The organism is Cryobacterium sandaracinum (genome assembly GCF_004403415.1).
GTDB lineage: Bacteria > Actinomycetota > Actinomycetes > Actinomycetales > Microbacteriaceae > Cryobacterium > Cryobacterium sandaracinum.
The window spans coordinates 105,144-130,099 of the sequence record NZ_SOGO01000021.1; the positions used below are offsets into that span (position 1 = coordinate 105,144).

At 65.4% G+C, this 24,956-nt stretch carries 28 protein-coding genes; 25 read left to right on the forward strand and 3 right to left on the reverse strand.

The genetic code is table 11. From position 1 onward, the window contains the following. Positions 1–80 precede the first annotated feature (80 nt). The 10 genes from rpsH to E3T25_RS07050 all read left to right on the forward strand — a co-directional run bounded on the left by rpsH (position 81) and on the right by E3T25_RS07050 (position 6,603). Positions 81–479, forward strand: coding sequence for a 30S ribosomal protein S8 (rpsH, locus tag E3T25_RS07005; protein ID WP_104100957.1), 399 nt, complete (start codon positions 81–83; stop codon positions 477–479). 6 nt (positions 480–485) lie between these two features. Next, entirely contained in the window at positions 486–1,022 is a 537-nt protein-coding gene (gene rplF / locus E3T25_RS07010; protein WP_104100956.1) for a 50S ribosomal protein L6, read from the forward strand. A 2-nt stretch (positions 1,023–1,024) separates the two neighbouring features. After that, entirely contained in the window at positions 1,025–1,396 is a 372-nt protein-coding gene (gene rplR / locus E3T25_RS07015; RefSeq protein WP_134342143.1) for a 50S ribosomal protein L18, read from the forward strand. Beyond that, positions 1,393–2,103, forward strand: a complete 711-nt coding sequence (rpsE, locus tag E3T25_RS07020; RefSeq protein WP_369827970.1) for a 30S ribosomal protein S5 — start codon at positions 1,393–1,395, stop codon at positions 2,101–2,103. Before rplR ends, rpsE begins: the two co-directional genes overlap by 4 nt. Beyond that, positions 2,103–2,285, forward strand: a complete 183-nt coding sequence (rpmD, locus tag E3T25_RS07025) for a 50S ribosomal protein L30 (protein WP_174235710.1) — start codon at positions 2,103–2,105, stop codon at positions 2,283–2,285. Before rpsE ends, rpmD begins: the two co-directional genes overlap by 1 nt. Further along, a complete protein-coding gene (gene rplO / locus E3T25_RS07030; RefSeq protein ID WP_134373324.1) occupies positions 2,285–2,842 on the forward strand; it encodes a 50S ribosomal protein L15 in 558 nt (185 codons plus the stop codon). The genes rpmD and rplO overlap by 1 nt, the downstream gene beginning before the upstream one ends. A 98-nt stretch (positions 2,843–2,940) precedes the next feature. Continuing rightward, positions 2,941–4,263 carry a preprotein translocase subunit SecY gene (gene secY, locus E3T25_RS07035; RefSeq protein WP_104171762.1) on the forward strand — a complete coding sequence of 441 codons (1,323 nt, stop codon included), beginning with the start codon at positions 2,941–2,943 and terminating at the stop codon, positions 4,261–4,263. Then, a complete protein-coding gene (locus E3T25_RS07040) occupies positions 4,260–4,919 on the forward strand; it encodes an adenylate kinase (RefSeq protein ID WP_134373326.1) in 660 nt (219 codons plus the stop codon). Before secY ends, E3T25_RS07040 begins: the two co-directional genes overlap by 4 nt. Positions 4,920–4,974: 55 nt before the next feature. Further along, positions 4,975–5,805: a type I methionyl aminopeptidase gene (gene map / locus E3T25_RS07045; protein WP_134342146.1), complete on the forward strand. Its 831-nt coding sequence runs from the start codon at positions 4,975–4,977 to the stop codon at positions 5,803–5,805. A gap of 468 nt (positions 5,806–6,273) precedes the next feature. Then, complete coding sequence (locus E3T25_RS07050) at positions 6,274–6,603, forward strand: PTS sugar transporter subunit IIB (RefSeq protein WP_104171764.1); 330 nt, start codon at positions 6,274–6,276, stop codon at positions 6,601–6,603. Positions 6,604–6,616: 13 nt separating this feature from the next. Here E3T25_RS07050 and E3T25_RS07055 read toward each other — a convergent pair whose 3' ends face one another. Next, on the reverse strand, positions 6,617–8,539 hold the full coding sequence (locus tag E3T25_RS07055; protein WP_134373328.1) for a BglG family transcription antiterminator: 1,923 nt from the start codon (positions 8,537–8,539) through the stop codon (positions 6,617–6,619). Positions 8,540–8,720: 181 nt separating this feature from the next. On the opposite strand from E3T25_RS07055, the gene E3T25_RS07060 reads away from it, so the two are divergent. The 10 genes from E3T25_RS07060 to E3T25_RS07105 all read left to right on the forward strand — a co-directional run bounded on the left by E3T25_RS07060 (position 8,721) and on the right by E3T25_RS07105 (position 16,228). Further along, positions 8,721–10,196: a PTS mannitol transporter subunit IIBC gene (locus E3T25_RS07060; RefSeq protein ID WP_134342150.1), complete on the forward strand. Its 1,476-nt coding sequence runs from the start codon at positions 8,721–8,723 to the stop codon at positions 10,194–10,196. After that, positions 10,193–10,633: a PTS mannitol transporter subunit IIA gene (locus tag E3T25_RS07065; RefSeq protein WP_134373330.1), complete on the forward strand. Its 441-nt coding sequence runs from the start codon at positions 10,193–10,195 to the stop codon at positions 10,631–10,633. The genes E3T25_RS07060 and E3T25_RS07065 overlap by 4 nt, the downstream gene beginning before the upstream one ends. Further along, the gene (locus tag E3T25_RS07070) at positions 10,630–11,781 is read left to right on the forward strand and encodes a mannitol-1-phosphate 5-dehydrogenase (protein ID WP_134373332.1); all 1,152 of its coding nucleotides are present in this window, start codon (positions 10,630–10,632) and stop codon (positions 11,779–11,781) included. Before E3T25_RS07065 ends, E3T25_RS07070 begins: the two co-directional genes overlap by 4 nt. Before the next feature lie 155 nt (positions 11,782–11,936). Continuing rightward, on the forward strand, positions 11,937–12,158 hold the full coding sequence (gene infA / locus E3T25_RS07075; protein ID WP_055965022.1) for a translation initiation factor IF-1: 222 nt from the start codon (positions 11,937–11,939) through the stop codon (positions 12,156–12,158). Positions 12,159–12,224: 66 nt separating this feature from the next. Further along, positions 12,225–12,338, forward strand: coding sequence for a 50S ribosomal protein L36 (rpmJ, locus tag E3T25_RS07080; RefSeq protein WP_035834639.1), 114 nt, complete (start codon positions 12,225–12,227; stop codon positions 12,336–12,338). 151 nt (positions 12,339–12,489) lie between these two features. Next, the gene (rpsM, locus tag E3T25_RS07085) at positions 12,490–12,864 is read left to right on the forward strand and encodes a 30S ribosomal protein S13 (RefSeq protein WP_104100946.1); all 375 of its coding nucleotides are present in this window, start codon (positions 12,490–12,492) and stop codon (positions 12,862–12,864) included. 44 nt (positions 12,865–12,908) lie between these two features. Beyond that, positions 12,909–13,307 (forward strand): 30S ribosomal protein S11, encoded by a 399-nt coding sequence (rpsK, locus tag E3T25_RS07090; protein WP_022883249.1) that lies wholly within the window; start codon positions 12,909–12,911, stop codon positions 13,305–13,307. A 184-nt stretch (positions 13,308–13,491) separates the two neighbouring features. Then, positions 13,492–14,481, forward strand: a complete 990-nt coding sequence (locus tag E3T25_RS07095; RefSeq protein ID WP_104100945.1) for a DNA-directed RNA polymerase subunit alpha — start codon at positions 13,492–13,494, stop codon at positions 14,479–14,481. 46 nt (positions 14,482–14,527) lie between these two features. Beyond that, complete coding sequence (gene rplQ, locus E3T25_RS07100) at positions 14,528–15,043, forward strand: 50S ribosomal protein L17 (protein ID WP_134373333.1); 516 nt, start codon at positions 14,528–14,530, stop codon at positions 15,041–15,043. Between the two features lie 132 nt (positions 15,044–15,175). Continuing rightward, positions 15,176–16,228: a GNAT family N-acetyltransferase gene (locus E3T25_RS07105; protein ID WP_134373335.1), complete on the forward strand. Its 1,053-nt coding sequence runs from the start codon at positions 15,176–15,178 to the stop codon at positions 16,226–16,228. A 46-nt stretch (positions 16,229–16,274) separates the two neighbouring features. Here the strand turns inward: E3T25_RS07105 and E3T25_RS07110 are convergent, their stop codons facing one another. Continuing rightward, complete coding sequence (locus E3T25_RS07110) at positions 16,275–18,185, reverse strand: acyltransferase family protein (protein ID WP_241980698.1); 1,911 nt, start codon at positions 18,183–18,185, stop codon at positions 16,275–16,277. Positions 18,186–18,381: 196 nt separating this feature from the next. On the opposite strand from E3T25_RS07110, the gene E3T25_RS07115 reads away from it, so the two are divergent. The 4 genes from E3T25_RS07115 to glmM all read left to right on the forward strand — a co-directional run bounded on the left by E3T25_RS07115 (position 18,382) and on the right by glmM (position 21,749). After that, complete coding sequence (locus tag E3T25_RS07115) at positions 18,382–19,215, forward strand: tRNA pseudouridine synthase A (protein ID WP_134373367.1); 834 nt, start codon at positions 18,382–18,384, stop codon at positions 19,213–19,215. A 169-nt stretch (positions 19,216–19,384) separates the two neighbouring features. Next, positions 19,385–19,831 (forward strand): 50S ribosomal protein L13, encoded by a 447-nt coding sequence (gene rplM / locus E3T25_RS07120; protein WP_104100940.1) that lies wholly within the window; start codon positions 19,385–19,387, stop codon positions 19,829–19,831. A gap of 49 nt (positions 19,832–19,880) precedes the next feature. Continuing rightward, complete coding sequence (gene rpsI, locus E3T25_RS07125) at positions 19,881–20,366, forward strand: 30S ribosomal protein S9 (RefSeq protein ID WP_104100939.1); 486 nt, start codon at positions 19,881–19,883, stop codon at positions 20,364–20,366. Positions 20,367–20,387: 21 nt separating this feature from the next. Beyond that, positions 20,388–21,749 carry a phosphoglucosamine mutase gene (gene glmM, locus E3T25_RS07130; protein ID WP_104100938.1) on the forward strand — a complete coding sequence of 454 codons (1,362 nt, stop codon included), beginning with the start codon at positions 20,388–20,390 and terminating at the stop codon, positions 21,747–21,749. Between the two features lie 313 nt (positions 21,750–22,062). On the opposite strand, the gene coaA is transcribed toward glmM, so the two are convergent. Then, on the reverse strand, positions 22,063–23,019 hold the full coding sequence (coaA, locus tag E3T25_RS07140) for a type I pantothenate kinase (RefSeq protein ID WP_104100937.1): 957 nt from the start codon (positions 23,017–23,019) through the stop codon (positions 22,063–22,065). 33 nt (positions 23,020–23,052) lie between these two features. Here coaA and glmS point away from each other — a divergent pair, with 33 nt between their 5' ends. Then, positions 23,053–24,903 (forward strand): glutamine--fructose-6-phosphate transaminase (isomerizing), encoded by a 1,851-nt coding sequence (glmS, locus tag E3T25_RS07145; protein ID WP_104100936.1) that lies wholly within the window; start codon positions 23,053–23,055, stop codon positions 24,901–24,903. Positions 24,904–24,956: the final 53 nt, after the last annotated feature.

Sequence of the window (24,956 nt, forward strand, 5' to 3'; positions counted from 1 at the left end):
GACAACCGTCCAGCCCCACCACGACCAAGGTCGTCACCCGTGTAACGGATGAACGAAACCAGGCGAGAAAGGCACCACAAATGACAATGACAGATCCGGTCGCAGACATGCTGACCAGACTGCGCAACGCTAACTCGGCGTTCCACGACACCGTGTCCATGCCGCACAGCAAGCTCAAAGCGAACATCGCAGACATTCTCAAGGCCCAGGGTTACATCTCGGCGTGGGATGTCAAGGATGCAGTGGTCGGCAAGACCCTCACGCTCAACCTCAAGTTCGGTCCGAACCGCGAGCGTTCCATCGTCGGCATCAAGCGGGTTTCCAAGCCCGGCCTGCGCGTGTACGCGAAGTCGACCGAAATCCCCACCGTTCTCGGTGGTCTCGGCGTTGCCATCCTGTCCACCTCCAGCGGTCTGCTCACCGACCGCCAGGCTGAGAAGAAGGGCGTAGGCGGAGAAGTTCTCGCCTACGTGTGGTAGCCGACAATGTCACGTATTGGAAGACTTCCCATCCCGATTCCCGCGGATGTCACGGTCGCCACTGAAGGCCAGCGCGTTAACGTCAAGGGTCCGAAGGGCGAGCTCGCGCTCACCGTCGCGAACCCCATCGAGGTCAAGATCGAGGACGGCCACGTCGTCGTCACACGCCCGAACGACGAGCGCAACTCGCGTTCGCTGCACGGACTGACTCGCACGCTGATCGCAAACCAGATCATCGGGGTGACGGTGGGTTACACCAAGTCTCTCGAGATCGTCGGTACCGGTTACCGCGTCGCCCAGAAGGGCAGCTCGATCGAGTTCGCCCTCGGCTTCTCGCACCCGGTCCTCGTCGAGGCACCTGCCGGCATCACCCTCACCGTGGAGAGCGTCAACCGCCTCACGGTCGGTGGCATCGACAAGCAGGCTGTCGGCGAGGTCGCCGCCAACATCCGTAAGATTCGCAAGCCGGAGCCCTACAAGGGCAAGGGTGTGCGTTACGCCGGCGAGATTGTTCGCCGCAAGGCCGGAAAGAGTGGTAAATAACCATGGGTCTCGGAACTAGAGGTAAGAGCAAGGCCGCTGCCCGCGGACGCAGGCATGCACGTCTTCGCAAAAAGATCGAGGGGACCGCGCTTCGTCCGCGTCTCGTCGTGACCCGTTCGGCTCGCCACGTGTTCGTGCAGGTCGTCGATGACAGCAAGGGTTTCACCCTTGCTTCGGCGTCCACGCTCGAAGACGGTCTGCGCACCTTCGATGGTGACAAGACCGCCAAGGCCCGCAAGGTCGGCGAACTCGTCGCCGAGCGTGCGAAGGCCGCCGGCATCGACGCTGTCGTATTTGACCGTGGCGGAAGCAAGTACGCAGGACGCGTCGCTGCGATCGCCGATGGAGCTCGAGAGGGTGGATTGAACCTGTGAGCACTGAAACCGCTAGCACAGCAACCAAGGAGACCGTGGTGGCCGCAGAGGCACCCGTCGAAACCGCTGCCTCAACGGCACCTGCCCAGAACGAGCCTCGTGAGGCTCGTCGTGGCGGTCGTGAGCGCAACCCGAACAAGGACCGCGGAAGCCGCGATGCCGACAAGAGCCAGTTCCTGGAGCGCGTCGTCACCATCAACCGCGTTTCCAAGGTGGTGAAGGGTGGTCGTCGCTTCAGCTTCACCGCTCTCGTCGTCGTCGGTGACGGAAACGGCCTCGTCGGCGTCGGATACGGCAAGGCCCGCGAGGTGCCGACCGCCATTTCCAAGGGCGTCGAAGAAGCGAAGAAGAACTTCTTCCGCGTTCCCCGCGTCGGTCTGACGATCCCGCACCCCGTGCAGGGTGAAGCCGCAGCCGGCGTCGTCCTGCTGCGTCCCGCCGCCGCCGGTACCGGCGTTATCGCCGGTGGCCCGGTGCGCGCCGTTCTCGAGTGCGCGGGCATCCACGATGTCCTCAGCAAGTCGCTCGGTTCGTCGAACACCATCAACATCGTTCACGCCACGGTCGAGGCCCTGCACCAGCTCGAAGAGCCGCGTGCAGTTGCGGCTCGTCGTGGCCTCGCGTACGAAGACGTCGCTCCGGCGCGCTTCCTGCGTGCCGACGCCGCCGCAGCAGCAGCTGCAGCGGCAGCAAAGGCAGGTGCCTGATGGCTCGCCTCAAAGTGACACAGATCAAGTCCAAAATTAGTGAGAAGCAGAACCAGCGCGACACGCTTCGCAGCCTGGGTCTCAAGCGCATTGGCGCAGTCACGATTCGCGAGGACAACTCGCAGAACCGTGGCTACGTCAACACCGTTGCTCACCTCGTAAAGGTCGAGGAGATTGACTAATGGCTGACGAGAAGGAAGCTGCCACGGCAGCCGCCAAGCCCGCCACTGCACAGAAGGCAGCCCTCAAAAAGGCTGCCTCCGCCAAGGTCGCAGTGAAGGCTGCTCCGACCGAGAAGCGCGAGCAGGTTCTGAAGGTTCACCACCTTCGCCCCGCCCCCGGAGCCAAGAAGTCGCGCATGCGTGTCGGTCGTGGTGAAGGATCCAAGGGTAAGACCGCCGGCCGTGGAACCAAGGGTACGAAGGCGCGCTACAACGTGCGCATCGGGTTTGAGGGTGGCCAGATGCCGCTGCACATGCGTACTCCGAAGCTGCGCGGGTTCAAGAACCCGTTCCGCGTCGAGTACCAGGTCGTCAACCTCGAGAAGCTCGCCGAGCTTTACCCGAACGGCGGCGATGTAACCATCGCCGACCTGGTCGCCAAGGGTGCCGTTCGCGACAACGAGAAGGTCAAGGTTCTCGGCAATGGTGACATTGCGGTTAAGCTGAACATTGCAGTGGATAAGGTCTCCGGCTCAGCAGAGCAGAAGATCGTCGCTGCGGGTGGCTCAATCAAGTAAGTCCGTAGACGCTGAGCGAGCTTGTCGAGGCCACCAATCGAAATCTTTCGATGCTGGTCTCGACAAGCTCGTTTTTCACGTTATTAACTGGAGGCATTGTGTTCAGCGCCATCGCGCGGATATTCCGCACACCCGACCTGCGCAGGAAAATCGGGTTCAGCTTGGGTATCGTTGCCCTGTTCCGACTGGGCTCGTTCATCCCTGCCCCCTTCGTCGACTTCGGAAACGTTCAATCGTGTCTGGCGGCGAACCAGGACGCCAGCGGCCTCTATGAGCTCGTCAACCTCTTCAGCGGCGGCGCGCTGCTGCAACTGTCGGTCTTCGCGCTCGGCATCATGCCGTACATCACGGCCTCGATCATCGTGCAGCTCCTGCGCGTGGTCATCCCACATTTTGAGACACTGCACAAGGAAGGCGCGTCCGGACAGGGCACGCTCACCCAGTACACTCGGTACCTCACCATCGCCCTCGCGATCCTTCAGTCGACGACGCTGATCACGGTGGCCCGCAGCGGAGCGCTCTACGGCACGTCCGCCAGCGCCGAGTGCTCGCAGCTGCTCACCAACGACGCCTGGTACGCCATCATGCTCATGGTCATCACCATGACCGCCGGTACTGGCCTGATCATGTGGATGGGTGAGCTCATCACCGAGCGCGGCATCGGCAACGGCATGTCACTGTTGATCTTCACCTCGATCGCAGCCCTCTTTCCGGGATCGCTCGCCTCCATCGGGCAGCAGAAGGGCCTCGACATCCTCATGATCGTGATCGCGGTCGGTCTGGTCGTGGTCGCCGCGGTGGTCTTCGTCGAGCAGTCCCAGCGTCGCATCCCGGTGCAGTACGCTAAACGGATGGTCGGACGCCGCACCTACGGCGGGAACAACACGTACATCCCGATCAAGGTGAACATGGCCGGCGTCGTGCCCGTCATTTTCGCGTCGTCACTGCTGTACCTTCCGGCCCTGATCGCGCAGTTCAACCAGCCGGCGGCCGGACAGGCGCCGGCAGCGTGGGTCACCTGGGTCACCAACAACCTCACGCAGGGCAACGATCCGCTCTACATGGCGCTGTACTTCCTCCTCATCGTCGGATTCACCTACTTCTATGTCGCGATCACCTTCAACCCCGAAGAGGTCGCCGACAACATGAAGAAGTACGGCGGATTCATCCCGGGCATCCGTGCCGGTCGTCCGACCGCCGAGTACCTGGACTTCGTTCTCACCCGGGTGACGCTGCCCGGTGCCCTGTACCTGGGCCTGATCGCTCTGCTGCCGCTGATCGCGTTCTCCGCGATCGGAGCCGACCAGAACTTCCCGTTCGGTGGCGCCAGCATCCTGATCGTGGTCGGTGTCGGACTCGAGACGGTCAAACAGATCGACGCGCAACTCCAGCAGCGCCACTACGAAGGGCTTCTCCGATGACCCGTTTGCTGCTGATCGGCCCGCCCGGCGCGGGCAAGGGAACTCAGGCCGAGCGCCTGTCCGAGGCCTTCGACGTTCCGGCCATCTCCACCGGTGACATCTTCCGCTTCAACGTGAAGAACGACACCGAGCTGGGTCTTCAAGTCAAGGCGTTCATGGATGCCGGCGCGTACGTGCCCGATTCCCTCACCAACGCGATCGTGTCCGATCGGTTGCAGCAGCCCGACGCTTCCGGGGGATTCCTGCTGGACGGCTACCCGCGCACGCAGGAGCAGGTTCTGGAACTGGACCGGTTGCTGGAGGCCAACGGTGACGGACTCGACGCCGTCGTGCTGATCGTCGCCGACACCGAAGAGGTCGTCGCCCGACTCCTCAAGCGTGCCGCCGAGCAGGGGCGTGCGGATGACACCGCTGACGTCATCCGGCACCGCCTTTCCGTCTACGAGGAGCAGACATCTCCTCTGATCGACGTTTACTCCTCCCGCGGTCTCGTGGTCACGGTCGACGGCCTCGGCGCCGTCGACGAAGTGACCGGGCGCATCCTTGCGGCGCTGACCGGGCGCGGACTCTCCGTGCCCGTCACCAGCGTGCCCGTCACTAGCGTGCCCGTCACTAGCGTGCCCGTCACCAGCGGAGACGCAGCCAGCGCCTCCTAACCCGGTCGTGCACGCCCGGCGTGCGCGTCCTCAGCAGTTTGCAGAGATCTTCACGATGAGCCTTCGACGATCCATCTACAAGTCGCCGGCGCAGATGCGGTTGATGATCGCGCCCGGACTGGCCACGGCCGCATCCCTGGACGCGGCCCGGGCGGCCATCCGGGTCGGTGCGACCACCCTCGAGCTCGACGCGGCCGCCGAGGCGGCCATCGTGGCTCGAGGCGGCCTGCCGAACTTCAAGCTGGAGCAGGGCTACCACCACACGGTCTGCGCGTCCGTCAACGAGGATGTCGTGCACGGCATCCCGGGGGCTCGCGTGCTCGCCGCCGGCGACATCGTGTCGATCGACAGCGGTGCCATCATCGACGGCTGGAACGGCGACGCGGCCTTCTCCTTCGTGATTCCGGACCCGGCCCGGCCCGAGGTCGTCGCCGAGCGCGAGAAACTGTCGCACGTCACGGAGCAGTCGCTGTGGCACGGGATCGCCCGGCTCGCGGTGGCGCGTCACCTCAACGAGGTCGGCGATGCCATCGAGGACTACGTCGAGTCTCAGGGGGACTACGGAATCCTCACCGACTATGTCGGTCACGGCATCGGCCGGTCCATGCACGAGGCCCCGCCTGTGTTCAACTATCGCGTTCGCCAGAAGGGTCCGGACGTGAAGCCCGGTCTCGTGATCGCGATCGAGCCCATGGTCGTCATGGGGTCCATCGAGACGTTCGTGCGCGACGACGACTGGACCGTCGCCACCAGCGACGGCCTGGCCGCCGCGCACTGGGAGCACAGCGTGGCCGTGCACAAGGACGGCATCTGGGTGCTCACCGCCGCCGACGGCGGCGCTGCGGGGCTGGCCCCGCTCGGCATCACGCCCGTTCCGCTCCCGTAGCCGCACACGGCCCGAACCAGCCGCACACGGAACGTCGGATCTCACCGCACTGCGTGGACGCCGTTCCGCACGCGAAATGCCGTGCCCGATGCCAAACCAATTCGACGGAGATTTTGGGTCAAACACCCGTTTTCGTGCCCGAAAGCGGTGTTTTGGGCAGAATCTCCGTCGAATTCGTTCGGGGTGAGTCGACCCCGGGCTCCGGACTCGTACGAGACGGCGGTTGCAGCGCGCATCCACCCCGCGCTGCGGTCAACTTCTCGCCTGTCCGAGAAATGGACCAATCGCCACTCACCCGCCACCCGCGATCGCCCCTCACCCGCGGCAATCGGAACCCGCTCCCGGAGCCACACACGGCCCGAACCAGCCGCGCTCGGGGGCGGGGATCTGGTCTCTCCGGGACTCCGGAGGCGGGAGGATGGAGGAGAGGGCAAACCGTCCGTCGCGGCTCAGGGAAAGAGCGATTCCATGAAGATTCTCATCGTCTGCGGTGCTGGCGCCTCCAGTGCCTTTGTTGCACATCGGGTTCGGCACACCGCCGCGGCCCGCGGCCTGGATGTCCACGTCTTCGCGGGGAGCGAATCGGATCTGCCGGCCTCCCTCGGCCCGGTCGACGTGCTTCTAGTGGGTCCCCACCTGGCACCCAGGTTTGAGAAGATCCGCCTCCAGGCCGTGCACGCCGGGGTCGGCATCGCCCTGCTGGAGGAGACCGTCTTCGCCTCGCAGAACGGCGACGAAGCGCTCGATGCCGCGATCTATGCGTACAAGACGCGTGACTGGGCTGAAACGAAGAAGTAGCCCGACCGGTGGCCTACTGGTCCATCAGGTGCACGAGCTCGTCGATGAAGGATGCGAAGTCCACCGACCGCTTGACCAGCCGCTGCACGTCGGCCCGGTCTGAGAAGACCTCCACGAACTGGTCGAAGACGGTCTGGAAGCTCTTGCGCCCGGCGGCGCTGAAAGCGACCATCGCCACCACGTTGACGCGGTTCTCGCCCCACGCCATGGGTGTGTCGTTGATCACGACGGCGATCGAGGTACGGATTGCCGTCATCGACATCGAGTGCGGCACCGCCACGTTGTCCGTGAACGCCGTCGACGACATGAGCTCGCGCTCGATCGCGCCGTCGATGTAGCTCTCGTCGATATCGCCGTGTGCGATCATCCGTTCGCCGAGAGCGCGGATCATCGCGGTCTCGTCAGCGGCGTGGAAGTTGTGCGCGAACAGGGACTCGTCGAAGAATTGCAGCAGCTCGTCCTTGAGAGCGGCGCGACGCCGAAGACGGCGGATGCGGCTGGCGGCCTTCCGCACGCGGTCGATGTCGGCCTCGGTCAGGAACGGCTGGATCACGATGACGGCCTCGGCCGGCGACTGCGGTTCGATGGTGGAGAGCACGAGTTTCGCATCCAGGGCCTTCCAGTCGACGTCGCTGCGGGTTACCACCGACACAACTTCGAGCTCGTCACCGAGGACCCGCTCGATCCGTTCGCGCAGCAGCACGTGCATGTCGTAATAGTTCGGGCAGATCAGAGCGCACGTGACCAGGTCCTCGCGCCGGGACTGCTGCTGAAGGTGGGCACCGACGTGCATCGCGATGTAGGCGATCTCATCGTCGTTGATCACGATCTGCTCCTGCCGCTGCAACTGGCTGGCGATGTAGACGGCGACCTCATAGATCATCGGGTAGGACGTCTTGATCGACCTGGTGAGCGGGTTGTGCGAGTACGAGCGGTCTGTCGCCCGGTTGATCAGGTTGCGCACGTGCAGCGTGAGCCTCACGATGAAGTTCTCCTCCGCGAGGTCCAGCAGGAACTCGTCCCCGGCCTGGCCGACGATCCGGCGCACGGCGTCGAGATCTTCGGGGCGGACGAAGCTCTCGATCAGAACCTGCGCCGGCTGGTCCTGCCCGGGTGTGATCACCCGGGTCTTGAGCAGGAGTGCGATGTAGTCGAGGTCACCGACACCCAGTTCGACGTGGAAGTGGCGCACGATCAGCCCGGAGAGGGCGAGGGTCATCGCGTCGGGGGAGCCGACGGATGCCGCGGTCTCGGCCACCACGGGGAAGGTGCGCCTCGTGACCCGGTCGATGGCGATGGCGACATGGAGTAGAACGTCGTTGGTGCCGTACTCGTTGACGAAATACCCCTGCGAGTCGAGCATCGCGATCAGATCCGTCTTGAACTCTCCGAGGCTCTCGGAGGCGAACTCGCGCTGGATCGCCTCGAGTTCGAGCAGACCGCGCGAACTCTCCTCGCGGAACAGCCGGCTGAGCAGCCTCCGCCGGTCGGTCTCGGAGCCGGCGAGCGTGACCACGCTGCCGTGGCGGGTGAGCGTGAGCCCGGTGGCGGGCAGTAGCTGCCGCACCTTGGTCAGGTCAGAGTCGATCGTGGAGTCGCTGACGAACAGCTCGGCGGACAGAGCGTAGACGTCGAGCCCCTCGTGGGACTCCGTGAGCCGGCGCACCAAAGCGTAAAGGCGATCCGTCGGGGTCTCGGCTTCGTCCGAGTGAATGCGCCCCCTGGCGCGGAACACGGCGAACGCCTCGAGGTCCAGCCGGTACCCGGCCGGCCCCGACTCGATGATCTCGAGCGGCCCGGCTGCCAGTTTCAGGTTCGTGACGTAGCTGCGCACGGTTCGGGGCGTGACGCCCAGGAGGTCGGCAAGCTCGCCGGCGGTAACCCAGGCCGGTGTCTGCGACAGAAAATCCAGCATCCGTGTCTGTTTGTCGCTCATCGCATGAAACTCCCAAGTAAAAAGCAAGTCTCCCACGCCACTCCTGGCCGGATCTCTGCCACGAGATTTCCGGGGGTGCGGAAAAGTCTCTGGTGGCCCCGCACGACCACCTTGGTCAGACTTGAATAAGTCGCAACGTGACGGGGCAACTCCTCATCGCATCCCTACGAAAGGCAGAGAAATGACGACGACGTCAGCTACCAAGACCAAGAGCGGAGGAACCCGTGTGCACGTTCAGCGCTTCGGAACCTTCCTCAGCGGAATGGTCATGCCCAACATCCCTGCATTCATCGCGTGGGGATTGATCACCGCATTCTTCATTCCGACCGGTTGGACCCCGAACGCGACCTTGGAAACGCTCGTCGGACCGATGATCGTGTACTTGCTGCCGCTCCTGATCGCCAACACCGGTGGCCGGATGGTCTACGGAACGCGTGGTGCGGTCATCGCCTCGATCGCGACCATGGGTGTCATCGTGGGCAGCGAGATCCCGATGTTCATCGGCGCCATGATCGTCGGCCCGGGATCCGCGTACCTCCTGAAGAAGCTTGACAGCCTCTGGGCCGGCAAGATCAAGCCCGGGTTCGAGATGCTGGTCGACAACTTCGCGTCCGGCATCCTCGGAATGATCCTCGCGCTGGGTGCGTTCTTCGGAATCGCCCCGCTCGTGACCGGGATCAGCAATTTCCTCGAGATGATCGTCGACTGGCTCGTCTCCAACAGTCTGCTGCCCATCGCCAGCATCTTCATCGAGCCCGGCAAGATCCTGTTCCTCAACAACGCCATCAACCATGGCGTGCTCACGCCGATCGGTGTGCAGCAGGTTGCTGAAAACGGCCAGTCGGTGCTGTTCCTGCTCGAGGCGAACCCCGGCCCCGGCTTGGGTATCCTGCTCGCCTTCTCCTTCTTCGGAGTCGGCATCGCACGGGCCAGCGCACCGGGCGCCATCATCATCCACTTCTTCGGCGGCATCCACGAGATCTACTTCCCGTACGTGCTGATGAAGCCGGCACTGCTCCTCGCCGCAGTCGGCGGCGGCATGACCGGTGTCGCCATCAACGTGGCCTTCGCAACCGGCCTGCGCGCCCCAGCCTCACCCGGCAGCATCATCGCTATCCTGATCCAGACCGCCCCGGGCAGCTACGTCGGCGTCATCCTCTCCGTCATCGGCGCAGCCACGGTGTCATTCCTGATCGCAGCCGTCATCCTCCGTGCCAGCCGCAAGCGCGACCTGACCGCCGGCGATACCGGTGACATGGCCGAGGCCATCGCCAAGACCGAAGCAAACAAGGGCAAGGCCAGCACCATCCTCGGCGGCCTCGGAGCCTCCGGCACTTCGGCCACCGCCGCTCGCCGTGTCAAGAACATCATCTTCGCGTGCGACGCCGGAATGGGCTCCAGCGCCATGGGCGCTTCGGTGCTGCGTAACAAGATCAAGAAGGCCGGTCTCGACGGCATCACCGTGACCAACCAGGCGATCGCGAACCTCGACGGCACGGCCGACCTGGTCATCACGCACCAGGACCTGACCGCCCGGGCCCAGTCGAAGTCTCCCGACTCGACGCATGTCTCGGTCGAGAATTTCATGAACAGCCCGAAATACGATGACGTCGTCGCCCTGATTCAGGGCCAGGCGGCCGAGGAGGTAGCGCGATGACCGACCGCATTCTGGAACCGGGCAACGTCGTGGCCGCGGGGTCGGCCACCACGAAGCTCGACGCAATCCGTGAGGCCGGCGCCCTGCTCGTCACCGCAGGCGCCGTGCGCGAAGACTACGTCGACTCGATGTTCGACCGCGAAGCCAGCGTGTCGACCTACATGGGAAATTTCCTGGCGATCCCGCACGGAACCAACGACGCCAAGGAGTCGATCGTCCGGTCGGCCCTGTCGCTCGTGCGTTACGCCGAACCGATCGATTGGAACGGCCAGCAGGTGCGTTTCGCCGTCGGGATCGCGGGGCTCAACAATGAGCACCTCGAAATCCTGCAGAAGATCGCGATCGTCTTCTCGGACGAGGACGAAGTGCAGAAATTGATTGACGCCGTCACAGCAGAGGACATCTTCATGCTCCTCGAGGAGGTAAACGCAGAATGAAGGCCATTCACTTCGGTGCAGGGAACATCGGCCGCGGATTTGTCGGCCTCCTGCTTCACGATGCCGGATACGAGGTTGTCTTCGCCGATGTGAATGTCTCCCTGATCGACGCTTTGCAGGCCGCCGGCAGCTACGCCGTGCACGAGGCAGGGGAAGTGTCGACCACCCGCGTGGTCGACACTTTCCGGGCCATCAACAGCGCCACGGATGAGGCCGCACTGATCGACGAGATCGCGACGGCCGATATCGTCACCACCGCGGTCGGCCCCACCGTCCTCCGCTTCGTGGCACCGGTCATCGCGGCCGGACTGGGGCGGCGGTCGGCCGAGTTGCCGCCCCTGGCCGTGATGGCGTGCGAGAACGCCATCAACGCCACGGATGTCCTCGCCGAACAGATCTGGGCCAACGTGCCGGAGCCGGAGCGAGCGGCTGTGGCCGAGCGCGTCGTCTTCGCCAACACGGCAGTCGACCGCATCGTGCCCGGCCAGGCCGAGAGCGACGGCATCGACGTAACCGTCGAGGCCTTCTACGAGTGGGTCATCGAGCAGGGCGCCTTCAACGGCGCCGTGCCGGTCATCCCGGGTGCGACTTTCGTCGACAATCTCGCACCGTATATCGAGCGCAAGCTGTTCACGGTGAACACCGGACACGCGACCGTCGCCTACCTCGGCGGTGTCGCCGGGGCTTCCAAGATCTCCGACGCGCTCCTGGTGCCGGCGGTGCTGGACGGCGTCCGAGCGGTACTCGAGGAAACCTCGGCCCTGCTCGTGGCCAAGCACGGCCTCGACGTGGACGCCCAGCGCGCCTACCGGGAGAAGATCCTGGTGCGCTTCGCCAACCCGTCCCTGCCCGACACGGTAGAGCGCGTCGGCCGCCAGCCGCTGCGCAAGCTCAGCCGCCACGAACGGTTCATCGGCCCTGCCGCCGAGATCGCCGAACACGGCACTCGCCCGGTCGCGCTGCTCGCAGCCGTCGAAGCCGCACTCCGGTTCGACGTCGCCGACGATGAGCAGAGCGCCCTGCTGCAACGGATGCTGCGCGACGAGACAGCCGAATCGTTCACCGCGTCGGTGTGCGGCCTGGACGCCGCGCATCCGCTGTTCGCCGACGTGGTCCTGGTCGTGGCCGCGGTGCAGAAGGCCTTCTGAGCGGAGAATCCCGCGAGGGATTATAGGGAAGAATTGCCAAAAGGCAACTCCGTACCATAGAGTAAATCCTTGGTGTCTTGTGCGCACGTATGCGGCGTATCAGTGCACCACAATCCACGCACGACCAGCAATCAATACCCTAGCGATAGTGAGTTATGGCCAAAAAAGACGGTGTCATCGAAATCGAGGGCGCGGTAGTCGAAGCTCTTCCCAACGCGATGTTTCGCGTCGAGTTGAGCAACGGCCACAAAGTTCTTGCCCACATTTCAGGCAAGATGCGTCAGCACTACATCCGTATTCTCCCGGAGGATCGTGTGATCGTGGAGCTGAGCCCGTACGACCTGACTCGCGGCCGGATCGTTTACCGCTACAAGTAGAGAGTGCTGTAAGTAACGGCCCGAGGCGTTCCTGGGGTACGAAGACAGCGAATACAAGGACACACCATGAAGGTCAAGCCCAGCGTCAAGAAGATCTGCGACAAGTGCAAGGTCATCCGCCGTAATGGCAACGTGATGGTCATCTGCGAGAACCCTCGTCACAAGCAGCGTCAGGGCTGATCTCGACAGGCTCGATCACGGTCGAGTCGGTCGAGATGCAACTGAATACAGAAAATAGCAGTGCCGGGAACCCTTCGGGGGGACACCATCGGTTGGAGGCCGATGAACAGGCACTGTCACAGACCTCCACTCATATACAGGAGAAGCCACAATGGCACGTCTAGCCGGCGTTGATATTCCTCGCGATAAGCGCGTGGAAGTTGCACTGACTTACATCTTTGGTGTTGGCCGCACGAGGGCACTCAAGACCCTCGCCGACACTGAAATCGATGGAAACATCCGAGTCAAGGACCTGAGTGACGAGCAGCTCGTCGCCCTCCGTGACTACATCGAAGGAACCTTCAAGGTTGAGGGTGACCTCCGCCGTGAGGTTGCCGCTGACATCCGCCGCAAGGTCGAGATCGGCAGCTACGAGGGCATCCGCCACCGCAAGGGCCTGCCCGTTCGTGGCCAGCGCACCAAGACCAACGCTCGCACCCGCAAGGGCCCGAAGCGCACCGTAGCCGGCAAGAAGAAGGCGCGCTAGGCCTCGGCCTGGCCCGTCTCGCCTTTAGGATTCAGGAGAAATTCATGGCAGCACCAAAGTCGGCCGTTCGGAAGCCGCGCAAGAAAGAAAAGAAGAACGTCGCTGTGGGCCAGGCCCACATCAAGAGCACCTTCAACAACACCATCGTCTCGATCACTGACACCACCGGTGCGGTCATCAGCTGGGCGTCCTCGGGTGGAGTCGGCTTCAAGGGTTCGCGCAAGTCAACCCCGTTCGCCGCGCAGCTGGCTGCCGAGTCGGCTGCCCGCCAGGCGCAGGAGCACGGCATGAAGAAGGTTGACGTCTTCGTCAAGGGACCGGGATCGGGCCGCGAGACCGCGATCCGTTCGCTCCAGGCCGCCGGCCTCGAGGTCGGTTCGATCAACGACGTCACCCCCCAGGCGCACAACGGATGCCGTCCGCCCAAGCGTCGTCGCGTCTAACCAACCGGCATCTCGCCATCGGCCGGGCCCGTCACAAGACGGGCCCGGCTGTGGCGGGTCGTGGGGCATCACCCCTCCCTCGTTCGACGATGTGCTCGATTGTCGGGCTTGTCGAGAGACACACAACTCAAAACCTCGCCACGCAAGTGTCATATAGCGGACACTTAGCCGAAAGGAATCAACAGTGCTCATTGCACAGCGCCCCACGCTCACCGAAGAGAACATCTCGGAGTTCCGATCCAGGTTCGTCATCGAACCTCTTGAGCCTGGTTTCGGTTACACCCTCGGCAACTCGATGCGCCGCACCCTCCTGTCATCGATCCCTGGAGCCGCTGTCACCAGCATCCGGATCGACGGTGTGCTGCACGAGTTCAGCACCGTTCCCGGTGTCAAGGAAGACGTCACCGAGATCATCCTCAACATCAAGGGCCTCGTCATCTCCAGCGAGCACGACGAGCCCATCACCGCGTACCTGCGCAAGCAGGGTGCCGGCCAGGTCACGGCCGCCGACATCTCGGCTCCGGCCGGTGTCGAGGTGCACAACCCCGAGCTGGTCATCGCCACGCTGAACGACAAGGCCAAGTTCGAACTCGAACTGACCATCGAACGCGGCCGCGGCTACGTGTCGGCCACCCAGAACCGCAACGAGTACTCTGAGGCCGGCCAGATTCCGGTTGACTCGATCTACTCGCCCGTGCTCAAGGTGACCTACCGTGTCGAGGCAACTCGTGCCGGTGAGCGCACCGACTTCGACCGCCTCGTCGTTGACGTGGAGACCAAGTCGGCCATTTCGCCTCGCGACGCCATCGCATCCGCCGGTCGTACGCTGACCGAGTTGTTCGGTCTGGCCCGTGAGCTGAACACCGCCGCCGAGGGCATCGAAATCGGCCCCGCGCCGGTCGATGTCGTGCTGTCGACCGAGCTGTCGATTCCGATCGAAGACCTCGATCTGTCGGTTCGCTCGTACAACTGCCTCAAGCGCGAGGGCATCAACAACGTCAGCGAACTGGTCGCCCTCTCGGAGACCCAGCTGATGAACATCCGCAACTTCGGACAGAAGTCGGTGGATGAGGTCAAGGACAAGCTCGTTGAGCTCGGCCTGTCCCTGAAGGACTCGGTGCCCGGATTCGACGGCGCCCACTTCTACAGCGGCTACGACGAAGAAACCATCTAAAGCAGTCGTTCAGACTGACTTTCGACTTTGATACTGGAGATAACCAATGCCTACCCCCACTAAGGGAGCCCGCCTCGGAGGCGGACCGGCCCACGAGCGCCTCATGCTCGCCAACCTGGCCGCATCCCTATTCACCCACAAGTCCATCAAGACGACCGAGACGCGCGCCAAGCGCCTGCGTCCGGTCGCCGAGCGACTGATCACCTTCGCAAAGAAGGGTGACCTGCACGCCCGTCGTCGCGTGCTTGCCACTATCGGCGACAAGACCGTCGTGCACGAGCTCTTCACCGAGATCGCACCTCAGGTCGCCCTTCGCGAGGGCGGTTACACCCGCATTACGAAGCTCGGTTTCCGCAAGGGCGACAACGCTTCGATGGTACAGATGGAGCTCGTTCTCGAGCCCGTCACCCCGAAGGTCAAGCGCTCCTTCGCCAAGGCTGCTTCCAAGCCCGCCGCGGCAGCACCCGTTGCCGAGGCTCCGGCCGAAGTCGTCGTCGAGGATGCTGCTGTCGAAGCTGACGTCGTCGAGGATGATGTCGCTGCCGCTGAGGAATCCAAGTAAGCACTCTGCGCTGTATCGGCTCAGCTGAATCGCTGTGTTGAATTGAGAGGGGCCCGACTTCGGTCGGGCCCCTCTCTCTGTGCCCCGGCGACGGGCTAGCACCCTCGCGGGGCCCCGGCTACAATATTGGCCATGGAACGCCTGAGCGGAACCCAGAATCAGGGCCCGCGTCGGCGTGCAGCCCCGCCGCTCGACGCGCCGGGGCCCGCCCACCCTGAGATCGCCCGGTGGCGTCCGGCAACGGTGTCGGACGCCGACGACCTGTGGCAGTTCACCCGCGCGGTCGGCAAGGCGGACCATCCGTACCACCTGACGACGCGGGAGGGAATCGAGCGGGACTTCGGTCTGTCGTACTTCCATCCGGAGCGGGATTCCCTGATCGGGTTCGCCGCCGACGGCACCCTCGTGGCGATGGGGATGGTGATGGCGCCGCCGGGCGAGACGCTGGCCCGCGCGATCCTGGTCGGCGGGGTGCACCCCGACTACCGCGGACGCGGAATCGGCCGCGAGCTGCTCGCGTGGCAGCTGGGCCGGGCCGAGCAGCAGCTCGCCACCGACGATCCCTCGGTTCCACGCTGGATCCTCGCCTACACCGAGGAGACCGCGTACCGCAGCACCCGTCTGTTCCGGCGCCTCGGCATGGAATGCGCCCGGTACTTCCAGTCCCTCGAGCGGCGCCTCGACGAGCTGATCCCCGAGATCGACCTCCCGGTTGACATCCGCGTCATCCGGTTTACCTCGGAGCTCTCTGCGGTCGTTCACGAAGCGCGCGACTCGTCGTTCCGGGATCACTGGGCCAGCCAGCCGATGAGCGACGATGCTTGGGACTCCTTCGTGACGAGTCGCAAATTCCGCCCCGACCTCTCATACCTGGCCCTCGCAGCCGGCCCCGACGGCACCCCGAAGGTCGTGGGCTTCACCCTGGCCACGGTCAACGAGGACGACTGGCTGAACCAGGGCTACACCGGCAGCCACGTCGACCTCGTCGGCGTCATCGACGGATGGCGGGGCAAACACATCGCGCGGACCCTGCTGGGCCTGCATTTGCATGCCGCACGCACCGAGGGTCTGGCCCGGGCGACCCTGGTCGTCGACTCCGAAAGTCCGACCGGCGCGCTGAACCTGTACCTCGGCATGGGTTTCACGCCCACCACCCGCAGTCTTGCCTTCACCATTGAGCTCTAGTCCCACCCGGGACCCGCACCCGCCGACCCGGCCGACCCGGCCTTGGTCACGGCAGCAGCGGCGGCCGGAAAGAGGGTGACCCGGCAGGGTCGGGCAGGCGATACGCCTCGAGGCCCGGCTGCGGCGGCGGCTCGGCCAGCCGTTCCAGAGCGGCCCGGATGACGTCGGCATAGATCCGACCGCCGGCCGGACCGGGATGGATGTTGTCGTTTGCGAGCACATCCGTGTGCGAGGCGATCGCCGTGCTCCAATCGGCCAGCTCGACCGTGCGGTGCCGGGCAGCGTACTCGGCCAGGCTGGCGTTGACCCCGGCCGTCCAGTCACGTTCGGCGAAGGCGGTGATCAGGATCAGCTCCCGGTCCGGGCCGATTACCGCGCGGATGGCCGCCAGCTGACTCGAACGGATCGGCCCGTTGGTGCCGAGGCCCACGACGACCACCGGCCGGAGCGTGCCGGCCTCGGCTTGGGTGGCCAGGATGTCGGGGGCAGCCCCCATGCCCCGTGAGACGGTGGCATCGATCGCGATCCCCGGGAAGCCGGCCTGCAGCTCGGGGACCGAGGCGAGCATCACCGAGTCGCCCACGGCCGTGATCAGGTCCCCGGGCGCCGCGCGTTCAATGGCGCTGACGGCCGGCCGGGACGCGCGCCGTGCGTTCTGCACGGCCTGCCGCTGCGCAGCATCCAGTGCCTTCTGGCCGCGTTCGATCTCGCTCTGGGCGCTCGTCTGGGCGGGAGCGGTGAGCAGCGCCGCGGTCGTGCCGGTCGCCAGAAACAGCGCGGCGGCGCCGAACAGGCCGAACCAGACGAGCCTGCCGGGCATGCGGATCGTGCGCGCACCGCTCGTGCTCTGCCGCAGGCGACGGATGCTGCCGCGCACCCCCTTCGTGCGCACGGGAAGTTCCAGCCAGCGGTACGATCCACCGGCCGCCAGCAGCGTCAGCGCGCCCGCCAGCACCCCGACTCCGATGCTCGTCAGCACGGTCGGCGACGCGGCGGCCGCCGGCCACGCCCCCTGGGCGAGCACGAGCACCGGCCAGTGCCACAGATAGATGCCGTAGGAGCGTTCACCCAGGTAGCGCAGCGGCGCGGTATCCAGCGCCTGGCCGAAGCCTGGCCCGCGCACGGCCGCCCAGATCACGACCGCGGTCAGCAGGCTCACCAGCATCAGTCCGCCTCGATAGGTCGCCAGGCCGGTGTCGGGCAGGGCGAACGCCGCCGCCAGAACCCCGGCCAGGGCGAGCCGACCCAGCCACGGCCGCCAGCGGTCGCGCAGGGCGGCGAGGCGGGGTGCCGTGCCGCCCGGGAGGCCCGAACGGCGCAGCAGCAGCGCGAGCGCGGCACCGGTGAAGAGCCCGAAGCTGTGCGTGTCCGAGCCGTAGTACACCCGGGTGGGGTCGGCGGGGTCGTACAGTAGCCCCATCCAGACGGCAGAGGCCAGGGCCAGGCCGGCGACGAGTGCCAGGCGAAGCCGGCCGCTCCTCACCAGCAGCAGGCCGAGGAGAGCGAACGGCCAGACCAGGTAGAACTGCTCCTCCACCGCCAGCGACCACAGGTTGCGGAACAGTTCCGGCGCCGTGGCGCTGAAGTAACTCGCCGACCCGGCGATCGATACCCAGTTGTAGCCGAAGGTGATCGCGCCGAGCAGCTGCCAGCCGAGGCCCACCAGCACGTCGCCGCCGATCAGCCAGGCGGCAGTGCACAGGATCAGCACCAGCGGGACCAGTGGCGGCACCAGGCGCAGCGCCCGCCGTTTCCAGAATCGACCGAGCGCGATCCGCGAGGTTTCGTCCCGTTCGGTGATGAGGAGGCCCGTGATCAGGAACCCGCTGATCACGAAGAAGACGTCGACCCCGATGAATCCGCCGGGAAGAACCGCGGGGAAGAAGTGGAACACCACGACCAGAACGACGGCGATGCCACGCAGGCCGTCGAGACCGGCCAGGCGTTTGGTGGGCACGTTCACGGAGTCCGGATGAGCGTCAGAGGGCGGGGGCGGCAGATTTTCATGACAGGTGGGGACCGAAGTCCGGGTTCTACGATAACCCGGACCGGACCGTACACTTACCTCCGTGATTCTTCCCCCGGCGCCCGACGAGACCCAAGCAGCGGGCACCACCCGGATCAGGCTCGACATCGCCTATGACGGCACCGGCATGAGCGGCTGGGCGACGCAGCCGGGCCTCCGCACCGTGCAGGGTCAGATCGAGGCCGGGCTGGCCGGCATCCTGCACAGCCACCCGCCGACCCCGATCCTGACCGTGGCCGGGAGAACGGATGCCGGTGTGCACGCGACCGGGCAGGTCGCCCACTTCGATCTGAACCCCGACCAGGCCGACGGCCTCGTGCGCATCTCCCGCGGCAAGGGGCGGCCCCCGACGCCCCTGGCGGTCATGGTGCAGCGGCGGCTCAGCGGCATCCTCGTCACCCAGCCCGAAATCGTGATCACATCCTCCGTGCTCGCCCCGCCCGGGTTCGACGCCCGGTTCTCCGCGCTTTACCGGCGCTACGAGTACCGGATCGCCGACTCCGTCGTCGGGCACGACCCGCTGCAGCGGTTCCGCACCACCTGGCACGGCTTCGCTCTCGACGTGGACGCTATGGACGCGGCTGCCGCGACGCTGATCGGCCTGCACGACTTCGCCACCTACTGCAAGCCGCGGCCCGGGGCCACCACGATCCGCACCCTGCAGGAGTTCCGCTGGTACCGCGATCCGGATGGTGTGCTCGTCGCATCCGTTCAGGCTGACGCCTTCTGCCACAGCATGGTGCGCGCGCTGGTCGGGGCCTGCGTCGCGGTGGGGGAGGGGCGGCTGTCCGGGGACCGCCTCGTCGACCTCCGGATCGAGCGGGCCCGCACCAGCGAGTTCAAGGTGATGCCCGCCCAGGGTCTCACGCTGCTTCAGGTCGGCTATCCGGCCGACGAACTGCTCGCCGTGCGGGCCCGCGAAACGCGCGCGCGCCGGGAGCTCATCGACGACACCGAGTAATGGTTGAATTGCGCTGCCGGGCCGACGGCGTTAGTGTTATTCCTTGGTGTCTGTGCGTTGCAGCCAGACACACGAACGTGAGCCCTCCATCGATCGTGTTCCCTCTCTGGGAACACACCCGGAGCGGGATTCACGAACACCTCCGTTCGAACAAGAAAGCAGCTCAATAGTGACGCGCACTTACACTCCCAAGGCAAGCGAAGTCCAGCACGACTGGGTCGTCATCGACGCCACAGATATCGTGCTCGGTCGTCTTGCCAGCCACGCCGCCATTCTCCTTCGCGGGAAGCACAAGGCAACGTTCTCTCCCCACATGGATATGGGCGACTTCGTCATCATCATCAACGCCGAGAAGATTGCCCTTACCGGCAAGAAGCTCGACCTGAAGATGGCGTACCGCCACTCCGGTTACCCGGGCGGCCTCACGGCCACCAACTACTCGGAGATGCTCGAGAAGCACCCGACCCGCGCGGTCGAGAAGGCCATCCGTGGCATGCTGCCGAAGAACACGCTCGGCCGCGCCCAGCTGGCCAAGCTCAAGGTCTACGCCGGCCCGGAGCACCCGCACGCCGCGCAGCAGCCGAAGCCGTACACCCTCGCCCAGGTCGCTCAGTAGCGCCGGCCCCCAGACTTTTCGATTCTAAGAAAAAAGGATTCACACCATCGTGGCGAAAATCGCAGATCAGATTGACCAGGCTCCGGAGAGCTACTCGACCGAGACTCCGACCGAGACTGTAACCAAGGCGCCCCGCGCCATCCTCAATGTCCCCGGCGCAGCCGTCGGACGTCGCAAGCAGGCCATCGCCCGCGTGCGCATCGTCCCCGGCTCCGGCACGATCACCGTCAACGGCCGCGAATTCGGGGACTACTTCCCGAACAAGCTGCACCAGCAGCTCATCAACGACCCGTTCAAGGTGCTCGACCTCATCGGCAGCTACGACGTCATCGCCCGCATCACCGGTGGTGGCCCCTCCGGCCAGGCCGGTGCCCTGCGTCTCGGTATCGCGCGTTCGTTGAACCAGATCGACGAAGAGAACAACCGCGCCATCCTCAAGAAGGCCGGCTTCCTCAACCGTGACGCTCGCGTCAAGGAGCGTAAGAAGGCCGGACTCAAGAAGGCCCGTAAGGCTCCTCAGTTCTCCAAGCGTTAAGTCGATTGGCACCGTAGAAAAATGCCTCGACTATTTGGCACGGACGGCGTCCGGGGTCTGGCCAACCGTGATCTCACGGCTGGCCTGGCTCTGGCCCTCGCCCAGGCCAGTGCGGCGGTCCTCACTCAGGGCCGCCGCGCGGAGTTGCGTCGCGCAGAGGGCCGTCGGCCCGTTGCGGTGCTCGCCCGGGATCCTCGGATCTCCGGTGAATTCATTTCGGCCGCGGTCGCGGCCGGACTGGCGAGCTCCGGTGTGGACGTGCTCGACGCGGGCGTCATTCCGACGCCCGCCGCGGCTTTCTTGATCGCCGATATCGGCGCAGACTTCGGCGTGATGATTTCCGCCTCGCACAACCCCGCTCCCGACAACGGCATCAAGTTCTTTGCCTTCGGGGGAACCAAACTTCCCGACGACGTTGAGGACCGCATCGAAGAGCACCTGTCGCTCGACATGCTCACGCCGATCGGCGGAGACGTCGGTCGCATCAGCCGCTTCGCGGACGCCGAGGACCGCTATGTCGTGCACCTGCTCGGAACGCTGCCGCACCGCCTGGATGGCATCCACGTCGTGCTCGACTGCGCGCACGGCGCCGCCGCCGGCGTATCGCCGCAGGTCTTCACGGATGCCGGTGCCACGCTCACGGTCATCGGAGCCGACCCCGACGGCAACAACATCAACGACGGGGTGGGCTCCACCCACCTCGACAATCTCTCCCGTGCCGTCCTCGAGGCCGGTGCCGACGTCGGAATCGCCCACGACGGCGACGCGGACCGGTGCCTGGCCGTCGACCGCGACGGCAACATCATCGACGGTGACCAGATCATGGCGATCCTCGCTGTCTCCATGGCCGAGCGCGGGGTTCTGAAGGACCGCACGCTCGTGGCCACGGTGATGAGCAATCTCGGTTTGCGTAAGGCCATGGCGGCCAACGACATCCGCATGATTGAGGCCAAGGTCGGCGATCGGTACGTGCTCGAAGAGCTCAACGTCGACGGGCTGTCCCTCGGCGGCGAACAATCCGGTCATGTGATCATGACCAAGTTCGCCACGACCGGTGACGGCATCCTGACCGGGCTGCACCTGGTCGCCGAGATGGCACGCACCGGCAAGACCCTCGCAGAGCTCGCCTCGGTGATGACGGTCTACCCGCAGATCCTGGTCAACGTGCGCGGCATCGACCATCACGGGCTGAAATCGAACGAGGTCATCGCGGAGGCTATCCGTGCCGCTGAGGCCGAGCTCGGGGACACCGGACGGGTGCTGCTGCGACCGTCGGGCACCGAGCCCATGGTGCGCGTCATGGTCGAAGCGGCTGATCAGGGCACCGCCGACCGGCTCGCGAACGAGCTGGCCGACATCGTGCGCCTGCAGCTCGCCCTCTAGAGAGTTCTCGCCGCGGCCGCACCCGCACCCGCGGCCGCACCCTCGTTCTCGGCCGCGGGCCCCGCGCCCTCGTTTTCGGCTGCGCCCCGCGCGCCCGCTCCGCCCCGCGCCCCTGACGAATTCGACGGAGATTGTGGCCGAATCGTTCCGAAACAGCCAGAGAAACCGGCTTTTCGCCAAAATCTCGGTCGAATTGGTTCACGGCCGGAGTGCCCGGACGTCGAGGGTGCCCGGACGTCGAGGGTGCCCGCACGTCGAGGGTGCCTGTGCGGTGACACCCGGCGGAGCGCACTGTGCGGTGACACACGGCGGGTCACACCTTGCGCAGCAGCACCTTGGAGACGGAGTGGTTCGGATCCTTGCGCAGCACGAGGGTCGCCCGAGATCGGGTCGGACGGATGTTGCGCAGCAGGTTCGGTTCGTTGATCTCGGTCCAGATTTCCCGGGCCCGGCTCCGCGCCTCGGCCTCGGTCATACTCGCGTACCGGTGGAAGTACGACTTCGGATTACTGAATGCGCCGCGCTGCAGCTTGAGAAAGCGCTCCTCGTACCAGCGAGCGATGTCCTGCGTGCGGGCGTCCACGTATACGGTGAAGTCGAAGAGGTCGCTGACGGCGAGGCCGTGGCCCGGTCCGGGCGGCTGCAGCACGTTGAGACCCTCGACGATCAGGATGTCCGGCTGCCGCACCACGATCTGGGCGTCGGGCACGATGTCATAGCTGAGGTGTGAGTAGAACGGCGACCGCACTTCGGCGGCACCGCTCTTGACCGCGGCCACGAAGCGTAGCAGGGCCCGCCGGTCGTAGGACTCGGGGAACCCTTTTCGGTCCATCAGGCCCCGGCGGGTGAGTTCGGCGTTGGGCAGCAGGAAACCGTCGGTGGTCACCAACTCGACCCGCGGGGTGTCCTCCCAGCGGGCCAGCAGCTCCCTCAGCAAGCGGCCGATGGTGGACTTGCCCACCGCGACCGATCCGGCGACCCCGATCACGAACGGCGTGCGCTGGGCGCGCTCCCCGAGGAAGTCGCTCGTGGCGCGGTGCAGCTGCCGTGCACCGGCGGCGTAGAGGTTGAGCAGGCGGCTGAGCGGCAGGTAGACATCCGTCACCTCACTGAGGTCGAGCGGCTCACCCAGCCCCCGCAACTGCACGATCTCCGTCTCCCGCAGCGGAAGCCGGGTGGTTGGCGCGAGGGCGGCCCAGTCAGCCCGGTCCAGTTCGACGAAAGGAGTGCTGTGGCCGTTGTTCCAGGGACTCGCAACCGGATCGGACATTTCACCGAGCTTACTCGGACTAATATCGCAGTCATGTGTGGAATCGTTGGTTACGTCGGAGATAACAAGAGCGTTCAGGTCCTGATGGGAGGTCTGCGGCGACTCGAGTACCGGGGGTACGACTCCGCGGGGATCGCTGTCATCGACAGCGAGGGTGCTCTCAATACCGCTAAGCGAGCGGGCAAGCTGGCCGTTCTGGCCGCCGAGCTTGAGGCGAACCCGATCAATAATGGGAACACCGGGATCGGACACACTCGGTGGGCCACCCACGGGGCGCCGAATGACGTGAATGCGCACCCGCACCTGGGTGACAACGGCAAGCTGGCCCTTATTCACAACGGAATTATTGAAAACTTCTCCGTGCTCAAGGACGAACTCCTCGCCGAGGGATTCACCTTCGAGAGTGAGACCGACACCGAGGTCGCCGCGATCCTGCTTGGCCGGGAATACCAGCGCGTCGGCGACCTGGGCGAAGCGTTCCGCGCTGTCGTCTCCCGCCTCGACGGTGCCTTCACCCTGCTCGCCGTCCACCAAGACCAGCCCGGCATCGTCGTCGGCGCCCGCCGCAACTCCCCGCTCGTGATCGGCCTGGGCGACGGAGAGAACTTCCTCGGCTCCGACGTCGCCGCTTTCGTCGAGTACACCCGCCGCGCGGTCGCCATCGGCCAGGACCAGATCGTCACGATCACGCCGGACCTCGTCACCGTGACCGACTTCGACGGCAACGCCGTCGAAGTGGAAGAGTTCGACATCGCCTGGGATGCCTCCGCGTCCGAGAAGGGCGGCTGGTCCAGCTTCATGGCCAAGGAGGTCTCCGAGCAGCCGGATGCCGTGCGCAACACCCTGCGCGGGCGCATCCATGAGGGCCAGGCCGTCGTTCCCGAGCTGACCGAATTCGGAGACGACGTGCTCGCCGGCATCCGTCGCATCGTGGTCGTCGCCTGCGGCACCGCGGCGAACGCCGGCTACGTCGCCAAGTACGCCATCGAGAAGTGGACCCGGGTTCCGGTCGACATCGAACTCAGCCACGAGTTCCGTTACCGCGACCCGGTGCTGAACCCCGAGACCCTGGTCATCTCGATCAGCCAGTCCGGCGAAACCATGGACACGCTGATGGCGGTCAAGTTCGCCCGGGAAGCGGGCGCGAAGGCCATCTCGATCTGCAACACGCAGGGTGCCACCATCCCCCGCGAGTCGGACGCCGTCATCTACACCCACGCCGGCCCGGAGGTCGCCGTGGCCTCAACCAAGGGCTTCACTGCCCAGATCGCCGCCCTCTACCTCTTCGGCCTGCATTTGGCCCGGGTGCGCGGCAGCCTCAGCGAAGCCGAGTGCGCCGTGCAGATCGCCGAGCTCCAGGCCATCCCGGACAAGCTGGCGACCACGCTGCTGCAGGAGTCGACCGTGCACGAGCTGGCCACCTGGATGGCCGACACGCGTGCCGTGCTCTTCCTCGGCCGCCACGTGGGCTTCCCGATTGCGCTCGAGGGTGCGCTCAAGCTCAAGGAGCTCGCGTACATCCACGCGGAGGGCTTCGCCGCCGGTGAGCTCAAGCACGGCCCGATCGCGCTGATCGAGCCCGGCCAGCCGGTCTTCGTCGTCGTGCCGAGCCCACGCGGCTCCGCGCACCTGCACCCCAAGGTGGTCTCGAACATCCAGGAGATCCGAGCCCGCGGCGCGCGCATCATCGCGATCGCCGAAGAAGGGGATGTCGCGGTGCTGCCGTTCGCGGACACCGTCATCCGCATCCCGCTGGCCTCGCCGCTGTTCGAACCGCTCCTCGCGGTCGTGCCGCTGCAGATTTTCGCCATGGAACTCGCCACGGTGAAGGGCCTCGACGTCGACCAGCCGCGCAACCTGGCGAAGTCCGTCACGGTCGAGTAGCGCCAGTCCTCGAGTCGGAGTAGCCGGAGGGTGCAGCACAGGGTGCAAGGGTT